Below are 23,198 nucleotides of genomic sequence, written 5' to 3' on the forward strand. Positions count from 1 at the left end.
GTGTGCAATTATTTCCCTCGCCGCTGCAAAAGAGCGCGCGTGCAACTATCTCGAGTGTATCAGGAGACCCCTCATGCCCCTAGGACTCATCGCCCTCGCCGTCGGCGCATTCGGCATCGGACTCACGGAGTTCGTCATCATGGGACTCCTGCCGGAGGTCGCGACGGACTTCGCCGTCTCCGAGTCCTCGGCCGGCTGGCTCATCTCCGGGTACGCCCTGAGCGTCGTGGTGGGCGCCCTGGGCCTCACCGCCGCGACGACCCGGCTCCCCCGGAAGCCCGTGCTCCTCGGCCTCCTCGTTCTGTTCGTCCTGGGCAACGCGCTGACCGCCCTCGCCCCGGACTACGGCGTCGCGATGGTCGGTCGCATCATTGCCGCGCTCTGCCACGGCGCGTTCTTCGGCATCGGGTCGGTCGTCGCGGCGAGCCTCGTCGCCCCCGAGAAGCGCGGCGGCGCGATCGCGCTCATGTTCACCGGACTCACGGCGGCGAACGTGTTCGGCGTGCCGTTCGGCACGTTCCTCGGCCAGCAGTTCGGCTGGCGCTCGACGTTCTGGGTCATCGCGGGGATCGGCATCCTGGCGTTCATAGGCATCCTGACGCTCGTCCCGAAACTCCCCCGACCGGATGCCGAGATCCGCCTCCGCCACGAGCTGCGGGCGTTCCGCTCGGGCCAGGTGTGGATCTCGCTGGTGGTCACGGTCCTCGCCTACGGCGGGATGTTCGGCGCGTTCACCTACATCGCGTACACCCTGACCGAGGTCAGCGGCTTCGACAGCGGCGCCGTGCCGTGGCTGCTCGTGCTGTTCGGGATCGGTCTCGTCATCGGCAACGCCCTCGGCGGCCGCCTCGCCGACCGCTCCATCGACGGCACGCTGCTCGTCGCGGTGTCGGCGCTCCTCGTGGTCCTCGTCGCGTTCGCGGCGTTCGCGGGATCGGGCGTCGCGACGATCATCGCCCTGTTCCTCATGGGCGGGTTCGGGTTCGCCACCGTCCCCGCGCTGCAGAGCCGCACGATGGTCTTCGCCGGCTCGGCACCCACGCTCGCCTCGGGTGCGAACATCGCCGCCTTCAACGTCGGCAACGCCCTCGGGGCCTGGGCCGGCGGCATCGGCATCGCGGCCGGCCTCGGGTACACGTCCCCGCTGTGGATCGGTGCCGGGATCACCGCGGCGGCGGTCATCGTGCTCGCCGCGACGATGACGCGTGGGCGCCGTTCCGGGGCAGCACCCTCCGGCGCCGAGCGGGACGCCGCTCTGGAATCCGCGCAGCGCTGACCGGCGGCCGTCGGACCCCGCGTGTCAGCGCATCAGATCGAGGATCCGCAGCCCCGCTCCCACGGCCCACGACTGCGTCAGGTCGGCCAGCTGCGGAACCTTGTTCAGCATCGCGCCGGTCGCGGAGATCGTGACGATCGTGCCGTCGCGGACGACCTGGACGCTGCCGATGTCGACGACGGCCCCGCCGTCGTAGTTCCCTCCCGCGGTGAGCGCCCAGGCGCCCTCGGCACCGAGACGGGGGTCGTCGATCGTCCACCCGAGCGCGTCGTAGTCGCTCTCGATGTAGCTCGGGTCACGGTGGATGCCGACGCCGAACCCTCCGTAGTTCTGCATGTCGAGAGAATTGGCGGCGGCCTGCGGAGTGATCCAGGTGCAGCTCAATTCGCGCCCGCTCGAGCCCTCGACCTCGCCGTTGTCGGCATCCGCCGCGATGACCAGATCGGATGCCTCGGGACCGAGCGCCGAGTACACCTCGTCGCAGGTCGGGTAGTCGCCTCCCCCGGTCGCGGGGGACGCACCGGCGTCGGGGGTGTCGGGGGTGTCGGTCGATGCGGCGTCCTCCGCGCCGGCCGCGGGTGCCGGTGGCGCGTCGGTGGCCGGAGCGACCGCGCCGCACCCGACAAGGGCGACGGCGGCGGCGGCGCAGAGGAGAAGGACAGCGGATCGCGGCGGTCGGGGGAACACGCAAGACCTCCGGGGGGAGTCGTCGGGGGGACGCGAACTGTTCTACCAGCACCCGGCGCCGGCGCGCGAGCGCGGTCAGGGCCGCACGCTCTCCAGCCGACGCCGGCGCGCGAACGCTCCCGCCCGCGCGCGAGCGCGGCCGACACCCGACGAGCCGACGCCGCCCGCCGGTCGTCGGGTCCGTCGGCGACATCCTCCGCCACCCGGCGGGGGTGGCGGTCCCGCGTGCGTCGGAGAATCGAGGGGAACGCGACGAGGCGTTCCCGAGGAAGGATTCCCGATGACGCGACCCCCTTTCGACCCCGAACTCGCCCCGATGCTCGAGGTGATCTCCGCGATGATGCCGCCGACCCTCACGGCGGAGATGATCCCCGCGATGCGCGCCGGCGGGGTCCCGGGGATGCCGACCCCGCAGGAGCAGATGGAGGAACTCGACCTGGAATCCCGCGACGTCGTCATCCCGGGACACGCCGGCGACGAGATCCTCGTCTCCGTCATCCAGGCCCGTGGCCGCACCGGCACCGGACCGGGGATCTTCCACACCCACGGCGGCGGCATGATCATCGGCGATCGGTTCACCGCCGCGCTCGGCTTCGCCGGATGGCTGCACACGTACAACGCCGTCATGGTCACGGTCGAGTACCGCCTCGCCCCCGAGTTCCCGGATCCGTACCCCGTCGAGGACTGCTACGCGGGGCTCGTCTGGACCGCGGCGCACGCCGACGAGCTCGGGATCGAGGCCGACCGGCTGATCATCGCGGGGGGCAGCGCCGGGGGCGGCCTGGCCGCGGGTGTGGCGCTCCTCGCCCGTGACCGGAGCGGACCGCACCTGGCCGGTCAGGTGCTCCTCTACCCGATGCTCGACGATCGGGATGCCACCGGATCGACGCACGACATCGACGGCGTGGGCGTGTGGGATCGCGGCAGCAACGTCCTGGGTTGGACGTCGCTGCTCGGCGACCGCGTCGGCACCGACTCCGTCTCGATCTACGCCGCACCCGCACGTGCCACCGACCTGGCGGGACTCCCGCCGGCGTTCATCGAATGCGGCAGCGCCGAGGTCTTCCGCGACGAGGACGTCGCCTACGCCTCGGCGATCTGGGCGGCCGGCGGCGTCGCCGAGCTGCACGTGTGGCCGGGCGGATTCCATGCGTTCGACGGACTGGCGCCGCAGGCGGCGTTGTCCCAGGATGCCGTGGACGCTCGCGACCGCTGGATCCGACGCCTGTGGGGGTGAGCGCGGTCCTAAGCTGAGCGCGAGACGGGGGTGACCTCATGCGCGAACTGCTGGGCCGACTGACGGTGCTCGATCCCGCGGCGAGCGAGTCGCTGAAGATCATCGAGTATTTCGACGCGCTCGTCGCCGGTGGCGCCGGGGCGGAGGCGATCGTCCGGGCCGCGGCGATCCTGGGTGCGACCACCGCGGGGGCGCGCGTCCGGGGACGGGTCGTCCGCATCGACGCCGACGGCGCGCGTGTCGACGACGGGGACGGCGACCGAGCGACGCCGGCCGAGAGCGTCTGGCTGGAGCGAGACGGAGAGCCGACCGTCAATGACGCGATGATCCTCGATCGTGCGCGTCTCGCCCTCGCGATCGTGGAGATGCGCAGTGCGCCGATGACGAGCGCCGTGGATCGGGTCATCGACGCGGGTGCGTCATCGGTGGATCGCCAGGCCGCGGCGCATCGGCTGAAGCTCGACGGACCGGTCCGGATCGTCGCGGCTCCCCCGCCGGGACCGCAGCCCTTCGTCGGGCCCGCGACCGTCCTCGCGACTCCGCGAGGGCCGGTCTGGATCGGGCTCGGCAACGGCCCCGCGCCGACCGCTCCCGCGGGCGTGAGCCTCGCCGCCGATCTCGACGGCATCCCGAGCGCGTGCGCCGACGCGCTCCTGGCCCTGCGCCTGACCGACGCCCGGCATCCCGTCGTCGACGCCGCCGACCTCGGCGTCCTCATCGGACTGGCCCGCGCCCACGAACGCTCAACCGAGGCGTACCCGGACGTCGAGGTCCTCGCCACGCTGGACGCGCGCACGCTGGACGCTCTCGACGTGGTGGTCGACAGCGACAGCATCCGATCCGCGGCCACGACGCTCCTCCTGCACCACAGCACGCTGCAGGCGCGGCACGAGACGTGGACCCGCGCCCTCGGCTACGACCCGCTCTCACCCCGGGGTCGCGCGCGCTACCTCGCCGCGCGGCTGCTGCACCGGCTCCGCTGACCCGGGCTCAGTGCCCGGGCTGTACCAGCCCGCTCTCGTACGCCGCGATGACGAGCTGCGCCCGGTCGTGCGCGCCCAGCTTGATCATCGTGTTCTTGACGTGGGTCTTGGCCGTGTGCGGCGAGATGAACAGATCCGCGGCGATCTCATCGTTGGAGCGCCCGCGGCCGACGAGCCGCAGCACCTCCCGCTCGCGCTCGGTGAGGACGTCGAGGGCCGGCGACGGACGGCGAGCCTCGGATGCCGCTCCCCGCACGTACTTCTCGATCATCGCCCGCGTGGCCGCCGGCGACAGCAGCGCGCCGCCGTCGTGCACGGCGTGCACGGCCTGCACGATGTCTTCGGGCTCGGCGCCCTTCCCGATGAAGCCGCTCGCTCCCGCGCGGAGCGCTGCGACGACGTAGTCGTCCTCCTCGAACGTGGTGAGGATGAGCACGCGCGTGTCGCTCAGGGCCGGGTCGCCGCAGATGAGCTCGGTCGCCTCGATGCCGTCCATCCGTGGCATCCGGATGTCGCACACGACGACGTTGGGGCGCAGGGTGCGGGCGAGGTCGACGGCCGCCTCGCCGTCCGCGGCTTCCCCGACGACCTCGACGCCGGGCGCCGCGTCGAGGAGGTCGCGCACCGCGGATCGAATGAGGGCCTGATCGTCGACGACGAGCACCGTGGTCACGCGACACCTCCGGAAGCGGGGCGGGCACCGGTCGCCGGGGCCGCGAGAGGAAGGCGCGCGGCGAGCCGGAACCCGCCGGGCGCGGGACCCGCCTCCAGCGCACCGCCCACCGAGTCGACGCGCTCGCGCAGCCCGACCAGGCCGAAGCCCGACGGCGGGAGCTCGGGGTCCGCGGGAACGTGGTCCAGCGGGTTGGTCACGACCACCTCGAGCACGTCGCCGTCCCGCCGCAGGAGGACGTGGACCCGGCGCGCCGTGCCGTGCTTGAGGGCGTTCGTGAGGCCCTCCTGCACGACGCGGTAGGCGACGATGTCGACGCCGAGCGGCACCGGCTCCCCCGCGGTCTCGTCTCGCACGACGACATCCCACCCGGCGACGCGGACCGATTCCACGACATCGCCCAGGCGGGCGAGCCCCGGCTGCTCGCGGACGCCGACCTCGTCGGGCGTGCGCAGGACGGTCAGCATCGACCCGATCTCCCCCAGCACGTCGCGCGATGCGGTCCGGATCGTGGCGAGCGCCTCGCGCGCCCGTTCCGGCCGCGTCTCGAGCGCCGACGACGCGACGCCGGCGTTCAAGCTGATGACTGAGATCTGATGCGCCACGGCGTCGTGGAGGTCGCGCGCGATCCGCAGCCGCTCCTCGGTGACGCGGCGACTCGCCTCGGCCTCGCGCGTCTGCTCCGCGCGGCGGGCGCGCTCGATCACGGCCAGCACGTAGGCGCGGCGCGAGCGGGTGGCATCCCCCACCGCTCCGGCGAGCGCGACGGAAAGTCCGATCTGGAGGAAGCGCGTGTCCATGCCCGTCATGACCTCGACGACGATGCTCGCGGCGACGACGACCCCGACCGCGGCGACGCTCACCGGGAACGCGGCGCGACGATCCAGGCGATTGGACACGCCGTACGCGGCGATGACGACCGCGAGGCCCGCCCCGGGCGCGAGGGTGCCGAGGGCGAGGGCCGCGACGTAGAGCGCGATGCACACCGCGAGGGCCGCGCGGGGCCAGCGGCGCCGAAACGGGAGGACGGCCGCGGGCAGCACGGCGAGCGCGAACACGAGCGGGCTCGACGGGCGCAGCTCGGGAAAGGGCACCGGGGCGAAAGCCGGGACGATCACGAGCACGGCGGTCACGATGTCGCGCACCCACACCGGCACCGAGGGCAGCAGGCGCGGGGCCGCGTCGATCGTGGGGGCGGGTCGCATCGTCCCAGTCTGACGCCCCACACGGTGCGGGGCCATCGCCGTTCCGGGGCAGACACGGATCCCCCCGTGGGGGTAGGCATCCACCCCTCCGACGGGACGCGCGGAACCACGGCCCCGACGAGGGTGGAGCCATGACACCCGACACCCCACCCCCGCTCCTCTCGATCGTCGACCTGCACAAGTCCTACGGCCGCGGATCCGCCCGCTTCGACGCCCTGCGCGGCGTCTCGCTCGACATCCGGCGCGGCGAGAGCGTCGCCATCGTCGGCAAGAGCGGCTCCGGCAAGTCCACCCTCATGCACCTGCTCGCCCTGATGGACGCCCCGACGACCGGCACGGTGGCCCTCGACGGAACGGATGCCGGCACCCTCCGCGGCCGTCGCCTGAACCGCACGCGCAACAAGACGTTCGGCTTCGTCTTCCAGCAGTTCTTCCTCACCCCGAACGCCACGGTGCTGGAGAACGTGGTCCTGCCCCTCAAGATCGCCGGGGTCGGACGCGCCGAGCGCAAGCGCCGGGGTCTCGCGGCCCTCGCCGAGCTCGACATGCAGGACAAGGCCAAGAACAAGGCGACGGCGCTCTCCGGCGGGCAGAAGCAGCGCGCGGTCATCGCCCGCGCGCTCGTCAACGACCCGCAGGTGATCTTCGCCGACGAGCCGACCGGCAACCTCGACTCCCAGACGGGGGCGGTCGTCGAGGACATCCTCTTCCGACTCAACCGCGAGCACGGGATCACCCTCATCGTCGTGACGCACGACGACGACCTGGCGGCGCGCTGCGACCGCCGCATCCAGATCCGCGACGGCGTGATCGTCTCCGAGGAGGGACGCGCAGCATGAAGACCACCGACCTGATCGCCACCGCGTTCTCGAACACGTTCCGCTCGAAGACGCGCACGATCCTCACGGTGCTGGCGATCTTCGTCGGTGCCTTCACCCTGACCCTGACCAACGGCCTCGGCACCGGCATCAACCGCTTCATCGACTCGACCGTGTCGTCGATCGGGGCGTCGAACGTGCTGACGGTGTCGAAGACGTCGACCGCCGATGCGACGTCGGACACGCCTCAGAAGTACGATCCGGATGCCATCGCGACGGCGCAGACCAGCCCGGGCCGCCCTGGTGCCCGCAGCGAGGTGTCCGCTCTCACCGATGCCGACATCACCACCCTGGAGGGCATCGACGGCGTCGAGAGCGTGACTCCCGTCCGCTCCGCGACCGTCGACTACGTGCAGTACGACGGCGGCGACCGCTATGTCGCGTCGGCCGGTGGTCTCATCGGCGGACAGACGCCGCAGCTCTCGGCCGGCGACGCCCCCGACAACGCCGCCGACGCGCTGCAGGTCGCCCTGCCGACCGCCCTGGTAGGGCCGCTGGGCTTCTCCGACGACGCCGACGCGGTGGGGAAGACCGTCACGATCGCCGTCACCGATCCGCTGCGGACGCAGCACCTGGTCGAAGCCACGGTCACCGGCGTCACCGAGGCGGCGTTCACCACGACGACCGCCCTCACGACGAACACCGCGCTGCAGGACGCCCTGTACACCGCGCAGAACACCGGGGTCCCGCAGGACCAACTCGACCGCTACGCCACCGCGAACGTGACCGTCGCCTCGTCGGCGACGCCGGCGCAGATCGACGCGGTGAAGGCGTCGCTGACGGATGCCGGATACACGGGCCGCACGGTCGCCGACCAGCTCGGCACGTTCCAAGCCGTCATCAACGGCATCGTGCTGGTATTGAACGCGTTCGCCGTCATCGCCCTCCTCGCCGCGAGCTTCGGCATCGTCAACACCCTCCTCATGTCGGTGCAGGAACGGACGCGGGAGATCGGCCTCATGAAGGCGATGGGGATGGGCAGCGGCCGCGTCTTCTCGCTCTTCAGCCTCGAGGCGGTCGTCCTCGGACTCCTCGGCAGCGTGCTCGGCGCGGTCGTGGCGATCGCGGTCGGCGTGCCGGTGAGCGCGGGGCTCGCCCGCACCCTGTTCAGCAACCTGCCCGGGCTGCAGCTGATCGCGTTCGACCCCGTGTCGATCGTCGTGACGTCGCTGGTCATCATGGGCATCGCGTTCCTCGCCGGCAGCCTTCCGGCCGCCCGAGCGGCGCGGGCCGACCCGGTGGAGTCGCTGCGGTACGAGTGACCGTCGCGCACCTCGGGCCCCGCGGTCGGCGACGATCGCGGGGCCTTCGCCGCATCAGGAGCGCGAGTGGGCGGACGCCCGGGCGACCTGGTCGGGCGTCGGAGTCACCCCGGTGTAGCGCGCGAACTGCCCGGCGGCCTGCAGGGCGATGACCTCCGCGCCCGTGATGACGTCCCGTCCGGCGGCGCGTGCCGCGCGGATCAGCGGAGTCTCGGCGGGGAAGGCGACCACGTCGAACACGGTGGTCGCCGCGTCGATGTGCTGCGGGGAGAACGCGAGGGCCTCGGCATCCGGTCCGGTCATCCCCAGCGGGGTGACGTTGACGATGATGTCCGCGCCGGGGGTGGGATCGTCGGCCACCCACCGGAACCCGTAGGCGTCGGCGAGAGCGGGGCCGGCGACGTCGTTGCGGGCGACGACGGTGAGGTCGTGGAACCCGGCGCCGTGGAACGCCGCCACCACGGCCTTCGCCATGCCTCCCGAGCCGCGCACGAGGACGGATGCCGCGGGGTCGAGACCGTGACTCTCGATGAGGCTCGCGATCGCCTCGTAGTCGGTGTTCGACGCGGTGAGGACTCCCCCGTCGTTCACGATGGTGTTGATCGACCCGATCGCCGCAGCCGAGGGCTCGATGCGGTCGACGAGCGGGATCACGGCCTCCTTGAACGGCATCGACACCGAGCAGCCCCGGATGCCGAGTGCGCGTACCCCGCCGATGGCCGCGGCGATGTCGGTCGTGGTGAACGCCTTGTAGACGAAGTCGAGACCGAGTTCGGCGTAGAGGAAGTTGTGGAAGCGCGTGCCGATGTTCGACGGACGACCGGCGAGCGAGATGCAGACGGTGGTGTCCTTGCTCAATTCGGGCATGAGGGCCTCCGGGGGGGGTGTGGACGGTCCTTCGATCGTACGAGGCGGCGCCCGCGTCGGGCGCTCCCCCACAGGTTCTCGAATTGGGGCCGCACCACATTCCTCCCTACCATGCATACATGGTGAACAATGCGCGGGAACTCCCGACCGAGATCGTCGCGCGCGAAATCGACGCCACTCTGCGAACGGCGATCGGACGCGCGCTCAATGAGTGGGGGCGGACCCTGCACCTCCCTCCCCTGTCCTGGTCGGTCGACCATTGGGAGGGATATGTCACGGTCGTGGGGACCCCTACCCGCGGGTCCCTGCGCAAGAATTCGGTGGCCAATCGCTGGGCCGCCGGCCTCCACCTCGAGCCCGTGAGCGGAGGGACGGCACGGTGGCACCTCACGACCGGCGAGTGGCATGTGGAAATCCACGGGTGGGACAATTGACGGCCCGATAGCGCAATTCACACACCATGTATGCGTGGTATTGTCCCCCCAAAGCGCTGGGGGGCCTCACGGTGGCGGCGCGCGACCGACGGCACGACCCACCCGGCAGAGATGCCCGCGAGATAGGTGCACCATGCATGCAGAGCCGTCGCCGTCCGAAGCGACCTGCCCGATATGGTGCAACGGCATACACGACCACGTGGACGGCCAGGTGGTGTCGCACCGCAGCGACGCCTCCTTCGCCCCGGTCGTCGAACGGCGCCCCGGCCCGGATGGCGCGGGCTTCGATCGCGTCGCCGCCGGGGACCTGACCGTCGGAGTCGAACAGCGCTGGGGCGACACCTGGGTCTGGATCTCGCCCGAGGACAGCGTCCGGCGCAGCCTCGTGCTGACCGTCGAGAGCGCGCATCGCCTGCATCGCACGCTGACCAGGATCTTCGAGGACCTGGTCCCCTGACGCGAGCGAACCCGCCGGAGTCAGCTTCCGCCGCGCAAGAGCTCCAGCGTCGGAACCGGCAGGAGGTCGCCGACCGTCACCTCGAGGACGAGGGAGAGCGACACCAGCGTCTGCATCCGGGGGTTCGCCGCGGTGCCCGGGTTCGACTCGCCCTTCTCGAGCTTCTGGTACGTGAAGGTCGAGAGCCCCGCCGCGTGGGCCACGCGTTCCTGCGTGAGCCCGGCGCGAAGGCGCGCGCTCTGGAGGTTCAATCCCAGGACCCGCGAGTACTCCGCCCACGGGTCGATCGAGCCGCCGCCTACCACGGGACCAGGTTGTCGGAATTCCACGTACACATCGCCCCGCCAGTGTGGCACGTTAACGATTCGTAATCGCGCGCTCCCGGCCGTCGCTAGGATTCGCCTGATCTTTCGCATGACGAATCGACCGCAGCGCGCGAGGCAGGAGGAACCCCGCGAACTCGCTACTCAATTCCGCCACGACGCTGCGCGGCAATTCGGCACGTGAGGCCGCCTCCGTCAGGGACAGGTCGCCCGTCATGTAACGCAGCACGCTGAGGATCGCAGCATTCGCTTCCATGCGCCTCGCGTCCAATCGCGGCGCACTCGCGCCGATCCGCGAGGAATTCGCCCCGTCCTGCATCCGGCCCCTCTCGCAGCAGTATCGTCGCCCCCTTCAGATATACCACGTATACATGGTCACTTTCGGCGCGGAGAGGGGCCGGGCGACTCAGCGAGCGGCCGACGATGCGGCGAGGGAATCGTCCACCTCCGGGGCGGTTCGTCCCCTCTCGCGCGTCCGGGAACGTCTCCCGCGCCGGGCCGCCCAGCGCCCCGCGACGGTCGGCACGATCCCCCGGGGGACGAAGAGGAGGAAGAGCACGAGCACCACCCCGTAGCCCGCGTACTGCAGGATCGGCCCCGCCGCCGCCGGCATCCCCGGAGTCGCGCTGAGGGTGCTGAGCACCTGCAGCCACAGGCTCAGCGCCAGCGTTCCGACGACGCCGCCCCACACCGAGCCGAGGCCGCCGACGACCGCCATCACGACGTAGCCGAACGACACGAACGGCGGATAGGTGTCCTGACTCACGTACGGCGTGAAGAAGGCGCCGAGCGCACCCGCGAACCCGGCGAACGCCCCGGCGACCGCGAACACGGTGAGCTTGCTGCGCAGCACGGGGACACCGCTCGACGCCGCCGCGGACTCGCTGCCGGCGAGCGCTCGGATGCCACGGCCGAATCGCGACCGCACGAGATTGCGGCACACCAGCAGCGCCAGCGCCAGCCCCGCCAGGGCGAGGTACGAGTACACGCGCTGGTCGGTCACGACCAGGCCGCCCACCGACAGCGGAGGGATGCCGAAGATGCCGACGCCCGCGCCGAACAGCGGGACCGTCGCCATCACGGTCTGGATGATCAGCAGCACCGCGAGGGAGCCGAACGCGAGGTAGTGACCGCGCAGTCGCAGCAGCGGCCAGCCGACGAGAGCCGCGGCAGCCGCACCGAGGACGGGCGCGAGCACGAGCGCGACCAGTGGAGGGATGCCGAGCGAGACGGTGCCGACGGCGACGGTCAGCCCGCCCACGGCGACGAACGCCCCCTGGCCGAGGGACGCTTGACCGGCGTACCCCATGAACAGGGACAGCCCCGTGACGACGATCGCGGCGAGCGCGGTCTGCACGAAGAAGGTCTGGTCGACCAGCAGGAGCGGTGCCACGGCGGCGGCCACGGCGACCAGGATGGTGACGATGCGGGTCATTTCGCCTCCTCGGCGGTGAACGAGCGCGAGCGGGCGATCATCAGCACGAGCATCATGATCAGCGCGATCTGGGTCTGGTACGAGCCGTTGGCGTATCCGGCGACGAGCTGCCCGGTGACGCCCAGCACGAGGGCGCCGACGAACGTCATCCACGGGTTCCGCAGTCCCCCGAAGACGGCGGCGGCCAGCGCGCTCAGCACGAACGGGAGGTCGGAGGTGACCGACACGGCCGTCGTCGGGGCGATGAGCACGCCCGCGAGGCCGCCGAGGACGCCCGCGATCGTGAAGGACAGCAGTCCCATCACGCGCGTGTCGATGCCCACGAGGCGTGCGGCGCGCGGATTGGATGCCGCGGCGGTGAGGGCGCGGCCGATGTCGGTGCGCGCGAACAGCAGGCTCAGCGACGCCAGCGCGGCGACGGCGACGACGAGCACGAGCAGGCGCTGCACCTCGATCGTGGCGCCGAGCACGGTGACCGTTCCCGTCAATCCCGGCGGCGAGACCGGGTTCTGCCCCCACACCGCGATGATGACCGCCGCGGAGACCAGCGACATGCCCAGGGTGATGAGGAGCGACGTCATGGGGTGCGTTCCGGGCTTCCCGATGGCGACGGCGCCGACGACGAACCCGATGAGACCGACGACCACCACGGCCGCCAGCTCGGACAGCCCCGGCGGGAGACCGATCTGCCGGAAGGTCTGCGAGAGGAAGGCCCCGAACACCACGAACGAGCCCTGCGCGAAGTTGAGGACGTGCGTGACGCGGTACACGACGACGATGCCGCTCCCGACGAGGGCGAACGACCCGGCGAGCGCGAGGCCGCTGAGGAGGTAGGTGACGAGGTCGCTCATGCGGGGGTCTCCTGTCCGTCGAAGCCGCCGAGGTACGCGGCGCGCAGTTCGGGTGCAGCGGCCAGCTGCTCGGTCGGCCCCTCCGCCACGATGCGCCCGGCGTCGAGCACGTAGGCGCGCGAGCACAGCTCGAAGGCCAATCCGACCTCCTGCTCGATGAGGAGGACGGCCGTGCCGCGATCGGCGTTGAGCCGGGCGAGGTGACGGACCAGGTCGGCGGCGATGAGCGGGGCGAGACCGAGCGAGAGCTCGTCCACGACGAGGAGGTCGGGCTCGGCCATGAGCGCACGGCCCACCGCGACCATCTGCTGCTGACCGCCGGACAGCGTGTCCGCCCGTTGACGGCGCACACGCTGCAGGTCCGGCAGCAGCTCGTACACGGCATCCGTGTTCCGTCGTCGTCGGCGCCACGCGCCGAGGCGCAGGTTGTCGTCGACACTGAGGTCGCCGAACATCTGCCTCCCCTCGGGCACCTGCGCCACGGTCCCGGACACGCGGACGACGCCCGCCGCGGGGCGCACGAGTCCGCTGACGGCGTTGACGAGCGAGGTCTTGCCGGCCCCGTTGGGGCCCACGAGGGCGACAAGCTCGCCCGGTTCGACGCGGAGCGACACCCCGTCGAGGGCCGTCGCCGCGCCGTAGCGGACGACGAGATCGGCGACGTCGAGCATCATGCGGCGGCCTCGCTTCCCAGATACGCGGCGATCACGGCGGGGTCCCGACGGATCTCCTCGGGTGTGCCGTCGGCGATCACGTGTCCGAGGTCCAGCACGGCGATGCGGTCGGCCAGCGACATCACCATCGCGACGTCGTGCTCGACGAGCAGGATCGTCGTGCCGTCCGCGTGGAGTTCGCGGATGAGCGACGTGAGGTCACGGCGCTCGTCGGCGCGGAGGCCCGACGCGGGCTCGTCCAGGAGCAGCACCCGGGGCCGGGCCGTGAGCGCCCGCGCCACCTGCAGACGCCGCTGCTGCCCGAGCGGCAGCTGCTCGGCGCCCCGGTCGGCCCAGTCCGACAGCCCGACGCGCTCGAGCGCCTCGCGCGCGTCGAACAGGATCTCTCTCTCCTCGCGGCGATGGCGGGGCAGGCGGAGCGCGGCATCCACGGCTCCCGCCCGCGTGCGGGCGTGCGCGCCGACCGCGACGTTCTCGAGGACCGTCATCCCGGGGAAGAGCCGCGCGCCCTGGAACACGATCGCGATGCCACGGCGGGCACGGCGGTGCGGGGGCAGACGGTCGATGCGCGCGCCGTCGAGCAGGATCCTGCCCTCCTGCGGACGCACGTGACCGCTGATCAGGCCGAACAGGGTGGACTTGCCGGCCCCGTTCGGCCCGATCACGCCCCGCACCTCGCCGGGGGCGACGGTGAAGGAGACGTCGCGGTTGGCGTAGACGCCGCCGAAGCGACGGGACAGACCCGAGAGCTCGAGGCCGGCGGAGAGGCCCGCGGAGGGTGCGGTGTCGTTCACTGGGGCAGCTCGGTCGCGAACTTCTTCGTCGCGTACTCGGTCGGAACCCACTTCCCGCCCTTGACCTGGAAGATCGCCAGCGAGGTGGCATCCAGGCCCATGTGGTCGGTGGCGCTGTAGGAGTAGTGCCCGTTCGAGGTCAGCAGGTCGGTCTGCTCGAGAGCGTCGCGGATCTTCTGCCGATCGGTCGAGTCGGCGCGGTCGATCGCCGAGGCGAGCAGTTCCACGCCCGACGCTCCGCCGAACGCGAACTCCGGCGGGTAGGCGCCGCCGTTGGCGTCCTTCCACGGCTGCGCGACCGCCATGACCTTGGTCTTGTAAGGTCCGTCGGGCAACGCGTCACCCGCCAGCGCCACGGTCGCCGCGGCGACGACGCCCTCGGCGGCGTCCCCCGCGGGCTGGAGGTACAGGTCGGACGCCTCGGCCCCGGTGAAGTACGTCGGGATGCCCTTGCCTGCGATCTGCTTGGTGATGATGACCGGCGCCGGTCCCGCTCCCCACACGACGAAGGCATCCGGCTTCGCGGCGACCACCTTGGTGATGAGCGGCGTGAAGTCGGTCGAGGTCTGGTCGTAGGCCTCGTCGAGGACGACCTGGATGCCGGCCTCCTTCGCGAACTCCACGGTCGCCTTCTCGCCGTTCCCGCCGTACAGGTCGCCGCCGGTATAGCCGATCGCGAGGGTCTTCACGCCCTGCGCGACCCAGTAGTCCACCAGGGCCCGGGCGTAGACGGCGGGCACCGGCGGGGACGTGAAGGCGTACGGGTTGCTGCCGTCGGCGAACGCGTCGACGGGGCCGAGCGCGATCGTCGGGATCTTCGCGGACTGGGCGGTGCTGCCCACGGCGGTCGCGGCCGAGACGAAGCTGCTCGCGAGCATCGCCGAGTACGACGGGTCGGAGGCGAGCTGGTTGAACTGCTTCACGGACTCGGTCACGTCGGCCTTGTCGTCGACGACCGTGAGCTGGACCTGACGTCCGTCGATGCCGCCCGCCGCGTTGATGTCGGCCACGGCGCGCTCCGCGGCCTCCTTGTCGCCCTGCCCGAGCGCGGAGAGGAAACCCGTGAGCGGGACGACCATGCCGATCTTCACCGGCCCCGAAGCGGAACCGGAAGCGGTGCCGCCCGAGCAGGCGGTGAGGACGAGGGCGAGGGCCGCCGTGGCGGCCAGAGGGACGGTTCTGCGCATGGAGTTCTCCCGGTTCGTCGTTGAACACAGGACCCGGCGGGTCCGGCGGCCATTGTCGGAGGGCGGCGATCCGTCCCGTCTATCCGTGAAATGACGTAATCGGCCCCGGATCCCCACCGGTGGACTCCGCGCACGCACATAATGAGAGCCACCGAGAGCAAGGACGCCCGTCGTGATCAGAGAGCCGCGCAGCGAGTTCGTGGGGCGTCGCCGAGAGCTGGCGGCGCTCGCCGACGAGCTGACCCACGCGCGCCTGATCACCCTCACCGGCGTCGGGGGTGTCGGCAAGACGCGCCTGGCCGTCCGCGCCGCGAACGCCCACGCCCGGCGCACCTCCACTCACGCGGTCTTCGTGGGCCTCGACGCCGTGAGCGACCCGCGCCGCGTCACCGACGCGATCGCGCAGGCGCTGCCATACGGCGAGCTGTCGGCGCGCGAACCGCTCAGCTTCGTCGTGGACGTGCTCAGCGGCGAGAAGTCGCTGATCGTGCTGGACAACTGCGAGCACCTGATCGACGCCGTCGCCTCCGTCGTCGACGAACTGCTCGACGCGCTCCCCGACGTCACGATCGTGGCGACGAGCCGGCGCCGCCTGGACGTCGACGGCGAACAGGTGTTCGCGGTCCCGCCGCTGGCCACCGACACCGCGGGCGACGAGCCCGCCGACGCCCTCGCCCTGCTGCTCGCGCGCGCCCGCGCGGGGGACGCGGGCTTCGCGCTCGCGCGGACCGACCTCGCCGCCGCGGCGCAACTGTGCCGGGCGCTGGACGGCCTCCCGCTCGCGATCGAGCTGGCCGCGGCGCGGCTGCGGACGCTGTCCGTCACCGAGCTGGGGCGGCGGCTGTCGCAGCGGTTCACCCTGCTGCGGTCGGGGACGCGCGCCCCCGTGTCGCGGCAGCGGACGCTCCGCGCCGTCGTCGACTGGAGCTACGAGCTGTGCACGCCGGCGGAGCGCTCGCTGTGGGCCGCGCTCAGCGTGTTCGCCGGGCCGTTCGATCTTCCGGCGGCGATCGCGGTGGCCGGGGGCGACGACACGTCCACCGTCGACACCCTCGATCAGCTCATCGAGCAGTCCCTGGTGGAGGCCGACCGCGACTCGGGACGGTTCCACCTGCTCGAGACGATCCGCAGCTACGGACGCGACCGCGCGGAGGAGTCCGGCGACCAGCCGCAGCTCGTCCGCCGCCACCTCGACCACTACACCGGTCTCGCGCACCTGGCCCGGACGAACTGGTACGGCCCGGCCCAGCGGAAGATCCTGCGCGGACAGCGCGCGGACCGGGCGGAAATGGATGCCGCTCTGCGCACGGCCGTCACCGTCGACACCGACCGCGCGCTGGAGCTGTTCTCGGATCTCCGCTACCACTGGGGCGTCGGCGGATTCCTCACCGAGGGACGGCGGTGGGGACGGCGCGTGCTCGCGCTCCCCGGCGGCGCCCCGAGGGTCCGCGTTCCGGCCCTCCTGGTGTCGGCGTGGCTGTGCGTGCTGCAGGGAGCGTTGGAGGAGACGCGCGCCCACCTCGACGACGCGCGCGCCCTGCTGCCGCTCGTGCCCGAGGACGAGGCCGCGCTCTGCGAGGTGGAGCTGCGTCGATGGAACGGCAGCCGCGCCCTGTTCGCCGGTGAGGGCGAACTCGCCCGCGACGAACTGCTGCGATCGATCGGTCTCGCGCGATCGATCGGGCACCCCGAGGAGGCGCTGCTCGCTCAGTTCCAGCTCACGGTGACGCGCACCCAGTTGGGGCTGCCGGATGCCGCCACCCCCGCGCGCGAGGCGCTGCGCTTCGCCGAATCGATCGACGAACGGTGGCAGCGGTCGCTGTCCCAGTGGGCCATCGCCCTCGCCCTGTACGCCGACGGCGACCTCGACGAGGCGGAGCGCAACGCGCGCGACGCCCTCGTGCTCGAGGAGGGCATCGACGATCCCGTCGGCGACTGCCTCGTGCTGGAACTGCTGAGCTGGATCGACGCGGCCCGCTCCCCCACCGAACGCACCGCCGTCCTCCTCGGCGCCGCGCGGAGCTGGTGGCGGCGCATCGATTCGGGCATCGCGGTGCACGGCCCGCACATGGTCGCCCAGCACGACCGGTGCGTCGCGATCGTGCGACAGCGGCTCGGCGACGAGGCGTTCGAGCGACTCTCCGCGATCGGGGAAGGACTCTCCCCCGCCGAGGCCGCCGCGTTCGCGGGGGCGCCCGGGCGCCCCGCGACGGGACTCAGCGCCCGGGAGAGCGAGGTGGCCGCCGGCATCCACGAGGGACTCAGCAATCGTGAGATCGCGGACCGGCTGGTCCTGTCGGTGCGCACCGTCGACACGCACGTGCAGCGCATCCTCGCCAAGCTCGGGTTCTCCTCCCGCGCGCAGATCGCCGCCTGGTACCAGTCGACACTCGCCGCTGTTCGGTAGTCCTACGGATACCGTCCCGGTCGGACGCGTCCGACACTGGGGCCGACGACGCCGAGGTCGTCCCCCATCCGAGGAGCGCACGCATGACCCTTTCCCCACCTCGCATCCTTCTCGTCCACGGGGCCTGGGCGGGCCCGTGGGTGTTCGACCGTCTCGCCGACGCCCTGCGCGGTCGAGGGTTCACGGTCGACGCCGTGGCCCTGCCGAGCATCGGCAGCACCGCCGACATGTACGCCGACGCGGCCGCGATCACCGAGTACCTGGATGCCGCCGAAGGACCGGTGACCCTCGTGGCGCACTCGTACGGCGGCATCCCCACGACCCAGGCGGGCGACCACCCGGCCGTCGCGCAGGTCGTCTACGTCGCGGCGTTCGCGCTGGACGCGGGCGAGACGCTGCAGCAGGCCGTCGGCGGCGGTGTGCCCGAGTTCTGGGGCATCGCCGACGGGATGGTCTCGATGGGCCGCTCGCGCGAGGAGCGCATCGCGATGGTCTCCGCCGATCTCCCGGCCGACGCTCCGGCCGGTCTCGCCGAGATGATCGCGGACACGTTCCGCCCGCAGTCCCTCGGGGCCTTCACCTCTCCCGTGACCCGCGTCGCCTGGCGCGCGAAGCCGACCGCGTACGTCCTCACCGAGCAGGACGCCCTGGTGCCGACCGCGTTCCAGGAGCACCTCGTCGCCCGCTCGGGCGCGACGGTCGTCCGGGTCGCCACCGGACACACGCCGTTCGAGGACGACCCGGTGTGGTTCGCCGGCGTCCTCGCCGACGTCATCGCCCCCGCGGAGGTGACCCGGTGAGCATCGTCGACACCACCGTGATCGCGCCCGGGCGTCTCTTCATCGACGGACAGTGGCGGGATGCCGTCGACGGCGGCCGCATGGACGTCATCGCCCCGTCCACGGGCGCGGTCATCACCGACGTCGCCCGTGCGACGGTCGCCGACGTCGACGCGGCGGTCGCCGCCGCCCGAGCGGCCTTCGACCACGGCCCCTGGCCGCGAATGTCCAGCCGCGAGCGCGCCCGCATCCTGCAGCGCGCCTACACGCTCATGCGCGAACGCACCGAGGAGCTGGCGCAGGCCGAGAGCCTCGACGTCGGCAAGCCCATCACGTTCGCCCGCGTGGTCGACGTCAACAACGCGGCGGAGCTGTACGAGTACTACGCGGCGCTGGGCCACCGCCTCGACGGCGACGTGCGCGAGATCACCGCCGACGCCCACGCGTACGTGCGTTCCGAGCCGCTGGGCGTGGTCGCCGCCATCACACCGTTCAACTTCCCGCTGATCCTCTCCAGCACGAAGATCGCCCCGGCGCTCGTCGCCGGCAACACCGTCGTGCACAAGCCCGCGAGCGACACTCCGCTGAGCGCGCTGCTGATGGCCGACATCCTGCGCGAGGCCGGTGTCCCCGATGGCGTGTTCAACGTCGTGACCGGACCCGGCTCCGTCCTCGGCGACCACCTCGTCGGGCACCCCGACGTCGACAAGGTCGCGTTCACGGGCTCGACCGAGATCGGCGCGCACGCGGCGGCGCTCGCGGGGCGCACGCTGAAGCCGTTCACGGCGGAGCTCGGCGGCAACGCGGCGAACGTCCTGTTCGCGGACGCCGATCTCGAGCGCGCGATCCACACGGTGATCTCGGCCTTCGTGTTCAACGCCGGCCAGTTCTGCATGGCCGGGCCCCGGCTGCTGGTGGAACGTCCGCTGTACGGCGTCGTGCTCGGCATCCTCAAGGACGCGGTGCCGCAGGTGCCGTTCGGCGACATCGCCGACCCGGCGACCGTGATCGGTCCGCTCGCGAGCCGCACGCAGCTCGACAAGGTCGCCGCCCTCGTGGAGCGGGCGCGCAGCGCCGGGGCCCGCGTCGTCACCGGTGGCCACGTCGTCGAACGCGACGGCGGGTTCTTCTACGCCCCCACGGTTCTGGCCGACCTCGAGCCGGACGCGGAGGTCGTCGTCGACGAGGTGTTCGGTCCCGTGCTGACCGTGCAGCCGTTCGACACCGAGGACGAAGCCGTCGCGCTCGCGAACGGTACGCGGTACGGCCTGGCCAGTGGCATCCAGACCTCCGATCTCGCCCGCGCGCACCGCGTCGCGGCGCGGCTGAAGGCGGGGATCACGTGGATCAACGGCTGGGCCGTGCTCGACCCGGCCGTGCCGTTCGGCGGCGTCAAGGCGTCGGGATGGGGACGCGAGGGCGGACCCGAGGCGCTGCAGTCGTACCAGAAGGCCCACTCGATCGTGTTCGACCTCGGCGGCCGGGCATGACCGCGGGGCGTGCGGCGATCGTCGAAGCGCCGTCGACGATCTCGGTGGCCGACGTCGAGTACGGCGACCCGGGTCCGGGCGAGGTGCTCGTGCGGCTCACGGCGACCGGGCTCTGCCACACCGATCTCGGGGTGCTGGCCGGTGGCATCCCGTTCCCCGTCCCGGGCATCATCGGGCACGAGGGTGCCGGACACGTCGAGAAGGTCGGCCGCGGGGTCACGGCGGTGTCCCCCGGGGATGCCGTGCTCCTGAGCTTCACCTCGTGCGGGGGATGCCGGGCCTGCGCGACGTCGCATCCGGCGTACTGCGACTCCTGGCTCCCGAGGAACCTGCTGGGCGGCATCCGCCCCGAGGGATCGGCGGGGATCACCCGCGGCGGCGAGGCGATCTCAGCGCACTTCTTCGGACAGTCGTCCTTCGGGACGTACGCGATCGCCGACGAACGGGCGCTCGTCCGCGTCGCCGACGACGCCGACCTGACCGTCCTCGCCCCGCTCGGGTGCGGCGTGCTCACCGGCTTCGGGTCGATGTGGAACGTCCTCGACCCGGGACCCGACGACGTCGTCGCGGTGTACGGGGCGGGCGCGGTGGGGCTGTCGGCGATCATCGCGGCCTCCCTCCGCGGGCCCGCGCAGCTCATCGCGATCGACCGGGTCGCGGCGCGGCTCGACCTCGCCAGCGAGCTCGGTGCGACCGACACGATCGACGCGTCGCGCGAAGACGTGGCGGCACGACTCGCCGAGCTCACGGGCGGAGCCGGTGTCTCGCTCGGCTTCGACACGACCGGCCACCCCGGCGTGGCCCGAACCGCGCTGGATGCCGCGGCCGTCCGCGGCACCGTGCTCGTGTGCGGTGCGCCGCCGCCCGGCACCGAGATCGCCGTCGACATCCAGGGGATCCTCACCGGCAAGGTGCTCCGCGGCGTGACGATGGGCGACACCGAGCCCCGGGAACTCATCCCTCGGCTCGTCGCGCTGCACGCCCAGGGACGGCTGCCGCTGGAGAGGCTCGAACGCCGCTACGCGCTCGACGACATCCAGAGCGCGGTCGACGACATGCACAGCGGCGCGACCGTCAAGCCGGTGATCGTGTACTGACCGCGCGGGGCCCGTCCCTCGACGACGTCGGGCGGACGGGTCCTATCCGCGCGCGAACGCTCCCGGCGTCACGCCCCAGACGCGGCGGAAGTGGCGGTTCAGGTGCGCCTGATCGTGGAATCCCGTCCGTGCCGCGACGTCGGCGGGGCGGCATCCGTCCACCAGGAGGCGGCGCGCCGCGTCGACCCGGCGCGCGACGAGATACCGGTGCGGGGCCAGGCCGTACGCGCGGGAGAACTCCCGCACGAGGTGGCTCGGGTGTGCGCCCAACAGCGCCGCCGCCTCGGCGATCGTGAACGACTCGGTGAAGCGGTCGTCGAGCAGCGCGCGCAGGCGCCGGGCGAGCGGCGCGTCGCGGACGCCCGCGACGGCGGTGCCGGTGTGCGCGAGGATCGCGTCGCGCACCGCGAGCAGGGCGTGCTCGGCGGCCATCTCCTCCCCCGGGAACCGGAGCGCGACGTGGACGCGTCGGGCCGCGGCCTCCGCGGGTCCGCGCCCGAGGGTCGGCCGCCGGGCGACGCGGTCGGCCGTGTCGCCCGGGAGCCAGTCGCGGCGCAGATACAGCACCTGCTTGCGGTACCCGGTGCCCGCGACCGCCGAACGCCCGTCGTGCGGGATGCCGGGCGGCAGCACGGTCAGCGCCCCGGGCGCCGCCCGGTGGGCGACGCGGTCGAGATCGTAGGTGACCGCACCCCGGTCGACGAGCATCACGGCCCAGTCGTCGTGCGTGTGCAGCGGGTACGCGTGGGCGAAGCTCGCGTGGTAGACCTCGCGGAGGAACGGCACGTCCGGGTGCCACGCCCGCACCCGTTCGATCATGCAAGAAACGTACAAGACGGAACGGATGCCACGGGCCGAGGCTGAAGGCATGACCGAGCCGACACCGTCCCCCGCGCCGACGTTCGACACGAAGATCGTCGTGATCCTCGGCGACGACCTGGCCGCCTGGCAGGAACTCAACGTCACGGCGTTCCTCACTGCCGGCATCGCCACGAGCGCCCCGGGCCTCGTCGGCGAGCCGTACCGCGACGCCGACGGCACCGAGTACCTCCCGATGCTGCGGCAGCCGGTCATCGTGCTCACGGGGGATGCGGCGCTGCTGGCGCGCGCCCGCGCGAAGGCCGCGGCGCGCGACGACGTCGCCCTCGCGATCTACACGCGCGAGCTCTTCGCCACCATGCACGACGACGCCAACCGCGCCGCCGTCGCGGCCATCCCCGCCGCGGCGCTCGACCTCGTCGGCATCGCGCTGCGCGGCCCGAGGAACGTCGTCGACCGCATCGCGAAAGGCGCGGTGTTCCACGCCTGACCCCGGTCAGGCATGCACGGCCGCCGCGCCGCGCACGGCGCGAGCCCGCCGCCAGAGCAGCCAGCCGCACAGCACGCCCTGCACCATGACGATCGCGCTGATCGTGGACGCGATGATCCCGGCGGACTGATCGGCCGCGGTGAGGAGATCGAAGCCGGCGTGCCAGAGGAGCACCGGAACGATGCTGCCGCGCGCGCCGAGTGTCATCCACGCGAGCAGGAACGACCCGCACACGAGGGCGAGCATCCACCCGATGATGCCCGCCCCCATCGAGGTATACGTCGGGTTGAAGAAGAACGCCGGCGCGTGCCACGCGATCCACACGCCGGCGACGATCAGTGCCGCCCGGAACGGCGACACGCGCCGCGTCAGGGCAGGCAGCAGCCAGCCGCGCCAGCCGGACTCCTCGCCGAGTCCGAACGTCAGGACCCACACCAGCGCCACGGCCGGCCACGCCAGCCCGGGCAGCTTCCCGGTCAGACCGAAACCCGCGGGGTCGGGCCATGCGCCCGTCACGACGAACGTGACGAGCCACGCGATCACGAGGTAGGCCAGCGGCATCCCGATCCCGGCGAGCCACCACACCCGGCGGAAACGCAGCGAGAAGATCCGCTGCGCCCAGGCCGCGACGCCCCGCGGTCCGTCCTCCCACGCCGACGCGACGACGGCACCGCACAGCGGCCCGACCGACGCGAGGAAGAAGGTCCACGGCATCCGATCGAGACCCGTCGCTTGCGCCTGCACGAGGAGGGGCGTCCAGATCGCCCACGTGACGGAGAACGCCACGGCCACGAAGACGGCGATGCCGCCGGGTCGTGCGCGTGCGATGTCGGTCATGGTCGTCTCGCCCCCTTCCCGGCCGAGCGACCGTGTCACCACCGTGATACCCGCTG

Annotated in this window: 25 protein-coding genes; 12 read left to right on the forward strand and 13 right to left on the reverse strand. The window is 72.2% G+C overall.

Translation table 11 applies throughout. From position 1 onward, the window contains the following. Positions 1-73 precede the first annotated feature (73 nt). Positions 74-1,276: an MFS transporter gene (locus RKD05_RS17250; protein ID WP_424711649.1), complete on the forward strand. Its 1,203-nt coding sequence runs from the start codon at positions 74-76 to the stop codon at positions 1,274-1,276. 24 nt (positions 1,277-1,300) lie between these two features. On the opposite strand, the gene RKD05_RS17255 is transcribed toward RKD05_RS17250, so the two are convergent. Then, complete coding sequence (locus tag RKD05_RS17255; protein WP_424711650.1) at positions 1,301-1,963, reverse strand: hypothetical protein; 663 nt, start codon at positions 1,961-1,963, stop codon at positions 1,301-1,303. A 280-nt stretch (positions 1,964-2,243) separates the two neighbouring features. On the opposite strand from RKD05_RS17255, the gene RKD05_RS17260 reads away from it, so the two are divergent. Both RKD05_RS17260 and RKD05_RS17265 read left to right on the forward strand, forming a co-directional pair. After that, on the forward strand, positions 2,244-3,200 hold the full coding sequence (locus RKD05_RS17260; RefSeq protein WP_424711652.1) for an alpha/beta hydrolase: 957 nt from the start codon (positions 2,244-2,246) through the stop codon (positions 3,198-3,200). A 38-nt stretch (positions 3,201-3,238) separates the two neighbouring features. Next, positions 3,239-4,183, forward strand: a complete 945-nt coding sequence (locus RKD05_RS17265; RefSeq protein WP_424711653.1) for a hypothetical protein — start codon at positions 3,239-3,241, stop codon at positions 4,181-4,183. A gap of 7 nt (positions 4,184-4,190) precedes the next feature. Here the strand turns inward: RKD05_RS17265 and RKD05_RS17270 are convergent, their stop codons facing one another. Together RKD05_RS17270 and RKD05_RS17275 are read right to left on the reverse strand one after the other, a co-directional pair. After that, complete coding sequence (locus RKD05_RS17270) at positions 4,191-4,856, reverse strand: response regulator transcription factor (protein WP_424711655.1); 666 nt, start codon at positions 4,854-4,856, stop codon at positions 4,191-4,193. Next, positions 4,853-6,061, reverse strand: coding sequence for a sensor histidine kinase (locus RKD05_RS17275; RefSeq protein ID WP_424711657.1), 1,209 nt, complete (start codon positions 6,059-6,061; stop codon positions 4,853-4,855). Before RKD05_RS17275 ends, RKD05_RS17270 begins: the two co-directional genes overlap by 4 nt. Positions 6,062-6,192: 131 nt before the next feature. Here RKD05_RS17275 and RKD05_RS17280 point away from each other — a divergent pair, with 131 nt between their 5' ends. Together RKD05_RS17280 and RKD05_RS17285 are read left to right on the forward strand one after the other, a co-directional pair. Further along, positions 6,193-6,900: an ABC transporter ATP-binding protein gene (locus tag RKD05_RS17280; protein ID WP_424711659.1), complete on the forward strand. Its 708-nt coding sequence runs from the start codon at positions 6,193-6,195 to the stop codon at positions 6,898-6,900. Then, complete coding sequence (locus RKD05_RS17285; protein WP_424711661.1) at positions 6,897-8,201, forward strand: ABC transporter permease; 1,305 nt, start codon at positions 6,897-6,899, stop codon at positions 8,199-8,201. Before RKD05_RS17280 ends, RKD05_RS17285 begins: the two co-directional genes overlap by 4 nt. A 54-nt stretch (positions 8,202-8,255) precedes the next feature. On the opposite strand, the gene RKD05_RS17290 is transcribed toward RKD05_RS17285, so the two are convergent. Continuing rightward, complete coding sequence (locus RKD05_RS17290) at positions 8,256-9,068, reverse strand: shikimate 5-dehydrogenase (protein ID WP_424711662.1); 813 nt, start codon at positions 9,066-9,068, stop codon at positions 8,256-8,258. A gap of 119 nt (positions 9,069-9,187) precedes the next feature. Here RKD05_RS17290 and RKD05_RS17295 point away from each other — a divergent pair, with 119 nt between their 5' ends. Continuing rightward, positions 9,188-9,502, forward strand: coding sequence for a hypothetical protein (locus RKD05_RS17295; protein ID WP_424711663.1), 315 nt, complete (start codon positions 9,188-9,190; stop codon positions 9,500-9,502). Between the two features lie 199 nt (positions 9,503-9,701). Further along, a complete protein-coding gene (locus RKD05_RS17300; protein ID WP_424711665.1) occupies positions 9,702-9,959 on the forward strand; it encodes a hypothetical protein in 258 nt (85 codons plus the stop codon). A gap of 20 nt (positions 9,960-9,979) precedes the next feature. On the opposite strand, the gene RKD05_RS17305 is transcribed toward RKD05_RS17300, so the two are convergent. From RKD05_RS17305 to RKD05_RS17335, 7 genes are all read right to left on the reverse strand, one after another. Continuing rightward, positions 9,980-10,264 carry a helix-turn-helix domain-containing protein gene (locus tag RKD05_RS17305; protein WP_424711667.1) on the reverse strand — a complete coding sequence of 95 codons (285 nt, stop codon included), beginning with the start codon at positions 10,262-10,264 and terminating at the stop codon, positions 9,980-9,982. 52 nt (positions 10,265-10,316) lie between these two features. Continuing rightward, positions 10,317-10,538, reverse strand: a complete 222-nt coding sequence (locus RKD05_RS17310) for a hypothetical protein (RefSeq protein ID WP_424711669.1) — start codon at positions 10,536-10,538, stop codon at positions 10,317-10,319. Between the two features lie 150 nt (positions 10,539-10,688). After that, a complete protein-coding gene (locus RKD05_RS17315; protein WP_424711671.1) occupies positions 10,689-11,717 on the reverse strand; it encodes a branched-chain amino acid ABC transporter permease in 1,029 nt (342 codons plus the stop codon). Next, positions 11,714-12,568: a branched-chain amino acid ABC transporter permease gene (locus tag RKD05_RS17320; RefSeq protein WP_424711673.1), complete on the reverse strand. Its 855-nt coding sequence runs from the start codon at positions 12,566-12,568 to the stop codon at positions 11,714-11,716. Before RKD05_RS17320 ends, RKD05_RS17315 begins: the two co-directional genes overlap by 4 nt. Beyond that, positions 12,565-13,242, reverse strand: a complete 678-nt coding sequence (locus tag RKD05_RS17325) for an ABC transporter ATP-binding protein (RefSeq protein WP_424711674.1) — start codon at positions 13,240-13,242, stop codon at positions 12,565-12,567. Before RKD05_RS17325 ends, RKD05_RS17320 begins: the two co-directional genes overlap by 4 nt. Then, positions 13,239-14,036: an ABC transporter ATP-binding protein gene (locus tag RKD05_RS17330; protein WP_424711676.1), complete on the reverse strand. Its 798-nt coding sequence runs from the start codon at positions 14,034-14,036 to the stop codon at positions 13,239-13,241. The genes RKD05_RS17325 and RKD05_RS17330 overlap by 4 nt, the downstream gene beginning before the upstream one ends. After that, positions 14,033-15,223 carry an ABC transporter substrate-binding protein gene (locus RKD05_RS17335; RefSeq protein ID WP_424711677.1) on the reverse strand — a complete coding sequence of 397 codons (1,191 nt, stop codon included), beginning with the start codon at positions 15,221-15,223 and terminating at the stop codon, positions 14,033-14,035. The genes RKD05_RS17330 and RKD05_RS17335 overlap by 4 nt, the downstream gene beginning before the upstream one ends. A 172-nt stretch (positions 15,224-15,395) precedes the next feature. Between RKD05_RS17335 and RKD05_RS17340 the strand changes: the two genes are divergently transcribed. The 4 genes from RKD05_RS17340 (at position 15,396) to RKD05_RS17355 (ending at position 20,996) form a co-directional block, all read left to right on the forward strand. Continuing rightward, entirely contained in the window at positions 15,396-17,630 is a 2,235-nt protein-coding gene (locus RKD05_RS17340) for an ATP-binding protein (protein ID WP_424711679.1), read from the forward strand. Positions 17,631-17,713: 83 nt separating this feature from the next. Continuing rightward, on the forward strand, positions 17,714-18,430 hold the full coding sequence (locus tag RKD05_RS17345; protein WP_424711681.1) for an alpha/beta fold hydrolase: 717 nt from the start codon (positions 17,714-17,716) through the stop codon (positions 18,428-18,430). Beyond that, positions 18,427-19,899 (forward strand): aldehyde dehydrogenase family protein, encoded by a 1,473-nt coding sequence (locus RKD05_RS17350; RefSeq protein WP_424711682.1) that lies wholly within the window; start codon positions 18,427-18,429, stop codon positions 19,897-19,899. The genes RKD05_RS17345 and RKD05_RS17350 overlap by 4 nt, the downstream gene beginning before the upstream one ends. After that, positions 19,896-20,996: an NAD(P)-dependent alcohol dehydrogenase gene (locus tag RKD05_RS17355; protein WP_424711684.1), complete on the forward strand. Its 1,101-nt coding sequence runs from the start codon at positions 19,896-19,898 to the stop codon at positions 20,994-20,996. The genes RKD05_RS17350 and RKD05_RS17355 overlap by 4 nt, the downstream gene beginning before the upstream one ends. A gap of 42 nt (positions 20,997-21,038) precedes the next feature. Here RKD05_RS17355 and RKD05_RS17360 read toward each other — a convergent pair whose 3' ends face one another. Further along, positions 21,039-21,815, reverse strand: a complete 777-nt coding sequence (locus RKD05_RS17360) for an AraC family transcriptional regulator (protein ID WP_424711685.1) — start codon at positions 21,813-21,815, stop codon at positions 21,039-21,041. Positions 21,816-21,864: 49 nt separating this feature from the next. Between RKD05_RS17360 and RKD05_RS17365 the strand changes: the two genes are divergently transcribed. After that, positions 21,865-22,305, forward strand: a complete 441-nt coding sequence (locus RKD05_RS17365; protein WP_424711687.1) for a DUF2000 family protein — start codon at positions 21,865-21,867, stop codon at positions 22,303-22,305. 6 nt (positions 22,306-22,311) lie between these two features. Here RKD05_RS17365 and RKD05_RS17370 read toward each other — a convergent pair whose 3' ends face one another. After that, entirely contained in the window at positions 22,312-23,142 is an 831-nt protein-coding gene (locus RKD05_RS17370) for a CPBP family intramembrane glutamic endopeptidase (RefSeq protein WP_424711689.1), read from the reverse strand. Between the last annotated feature and the right edge of the window lie 56 nt (positions 23,143-23,198).

Origin of the sequence: Microbacterium sp. SLBN-111 (assembly GCF_049739645.1) — a bacterium.
In the GTDB taxonomy this organism is placed as follows: Bacteria; Actinomycetota; Actinomycetes; order Actinomycetales; family Microbacteriaceae; genus Microbacterium.

What these genes read in the sequence shown, in the direction of transcription:
- RKD05_RS17290 (WP_424711662.1), bottom strand. Translation starts at nt 9,068, where the DNA reads ATGCCCGAATTGAGCAAGGACACCACCGTCTGCATCTCGCTCGCCGGT.
- RKD05_RS17295 (WP_424711663.1), top strand. Translation starts at nt 9,188, where the DNA reads ATGGTGAACAATGCGCGGGAACTCCCGACCGAGATCGTCGCGCGCGAA.
- RKD05_RS17250 (WP_424711649.1), top strand. Translation starts at nt 74, where the DNA reads ATGCCCCTAGGACTCATCGCCCTCGCCGTCGGCGCATTCGGCATCGGA.
- RKD05_RS17360 (WP_424711685.1), bottom strand. Translation starts at nt 21,815, where the DNA reads ATGATCGAACGGGTGCGGGCGTGGCACCCGGACGTGCCGTTCCTCCGC.
- RKD05_RS17265 (WP_424711653.1), top strand. Translation starts at nt 3,239, where the DNA reads ATGCGCGAACTGCTGGGCCGACTGACGGTGCTCGATCCCGCGGCGAGC.
- RKD05_RS17335 (WP_424711677.1), bottom strand. Translation starts at nt 15,223, where the DNA reads ATGCGCAGAACCGTCCCTCTGGCCGCCACGGCGGCCCTCGCCCTCGTC.
- RKD05_RS17325 (WP_424711674.1), bottom strand. Translation starts at nt 13,242, where the DNA reads ATGATGCTCGACGTCGCCGATCTCGTCGTCCGCTACGGCGCGGCGACG.
- RKD05_RS17345 (WP_424711681.1), top strand. Translation starts at nt 17,714, where the DNA reads ATGACCCTTTCCCCACCTCGCATCCTTCTCGTCCACGGGGCCTGGGCG.
- RKD05_RS17320 (WP_424711673.1), bottom strand. Translation starts at nt 12,568, where the DNA reads ATGAGCGACCTCGTCACCTACCTCCTCAGCGGCCTCGCGCTCGCCGGG.
- RKD05_RS17355 (WP_424711684.1), top strand. Translation starts at nt 19,896, where the DNA reads ATGACCGCGGGGCGTGCGGCGATCGTCGAAGCGCCGTCGACGATCTCG.
- RKD05_RS17275 (WP_424711657.1), bottom strand. Translation starts at nt 6,061, where the DNA reads ATGCGACCCGCCCCCACGATCGACGCGGCCCCGCGCCTGCTGCCCTCG.
- RKD05_RS17260 (WP_424711652.1), top strand. Translation starts at nt 2,244, where the DNA reads ATGACGCGACCCCCTTTCGACCCCGAACTCGCCCCGATGCTCGAGGTG.
- RKD05_RS17365 (WP_424711687.1), top strand. Translation starts at nt 21,865, where the DNA reads ATGACCGAGCCGACACCGTCCCCCGCGCCGACGTTCGACACGAAGATC.
- RKD05_RS17285 (WP_424711661.1), top strand. Translation starts at nt 6,897, where the DNA reads ATGAAGACCACCGACCTGATCGCCACCGCGTTCTCGAACACGTTCCGC.
- RKD05_RS17280 (WP_424711659.1), top strand. Translation starts at nt 6,193, where the DNA reads ATGACACCCGACACCCCACCCCCGCTCCTCTCGATCGTCGACCTGCAC.
- RKD05_RS17315 (WP_424711671.1), bottom strand. Translation starts at nt 11,717, where the DNA reads ATGACCCGCATCGTCACCATCCTGGTCGCCGTGGCCGCCGCCGTGGCA.
- RKD05_RS17370 (WP_424711689.1), bottom strand. Translation starts at nt 23,142, where the DNA reads ATGACCGACATCGCACGCGCACGACCCGGCGGCATCGCCGTCTTCGTG.
- RKD05_RS17310 (WP_424711669.1), bottom strand. Translation starts at nt 10,538, where the DNA reads ATGGAAGCGAATGCTGCGATCCTCAGCGTGCTGCGTTACATGACGGGC.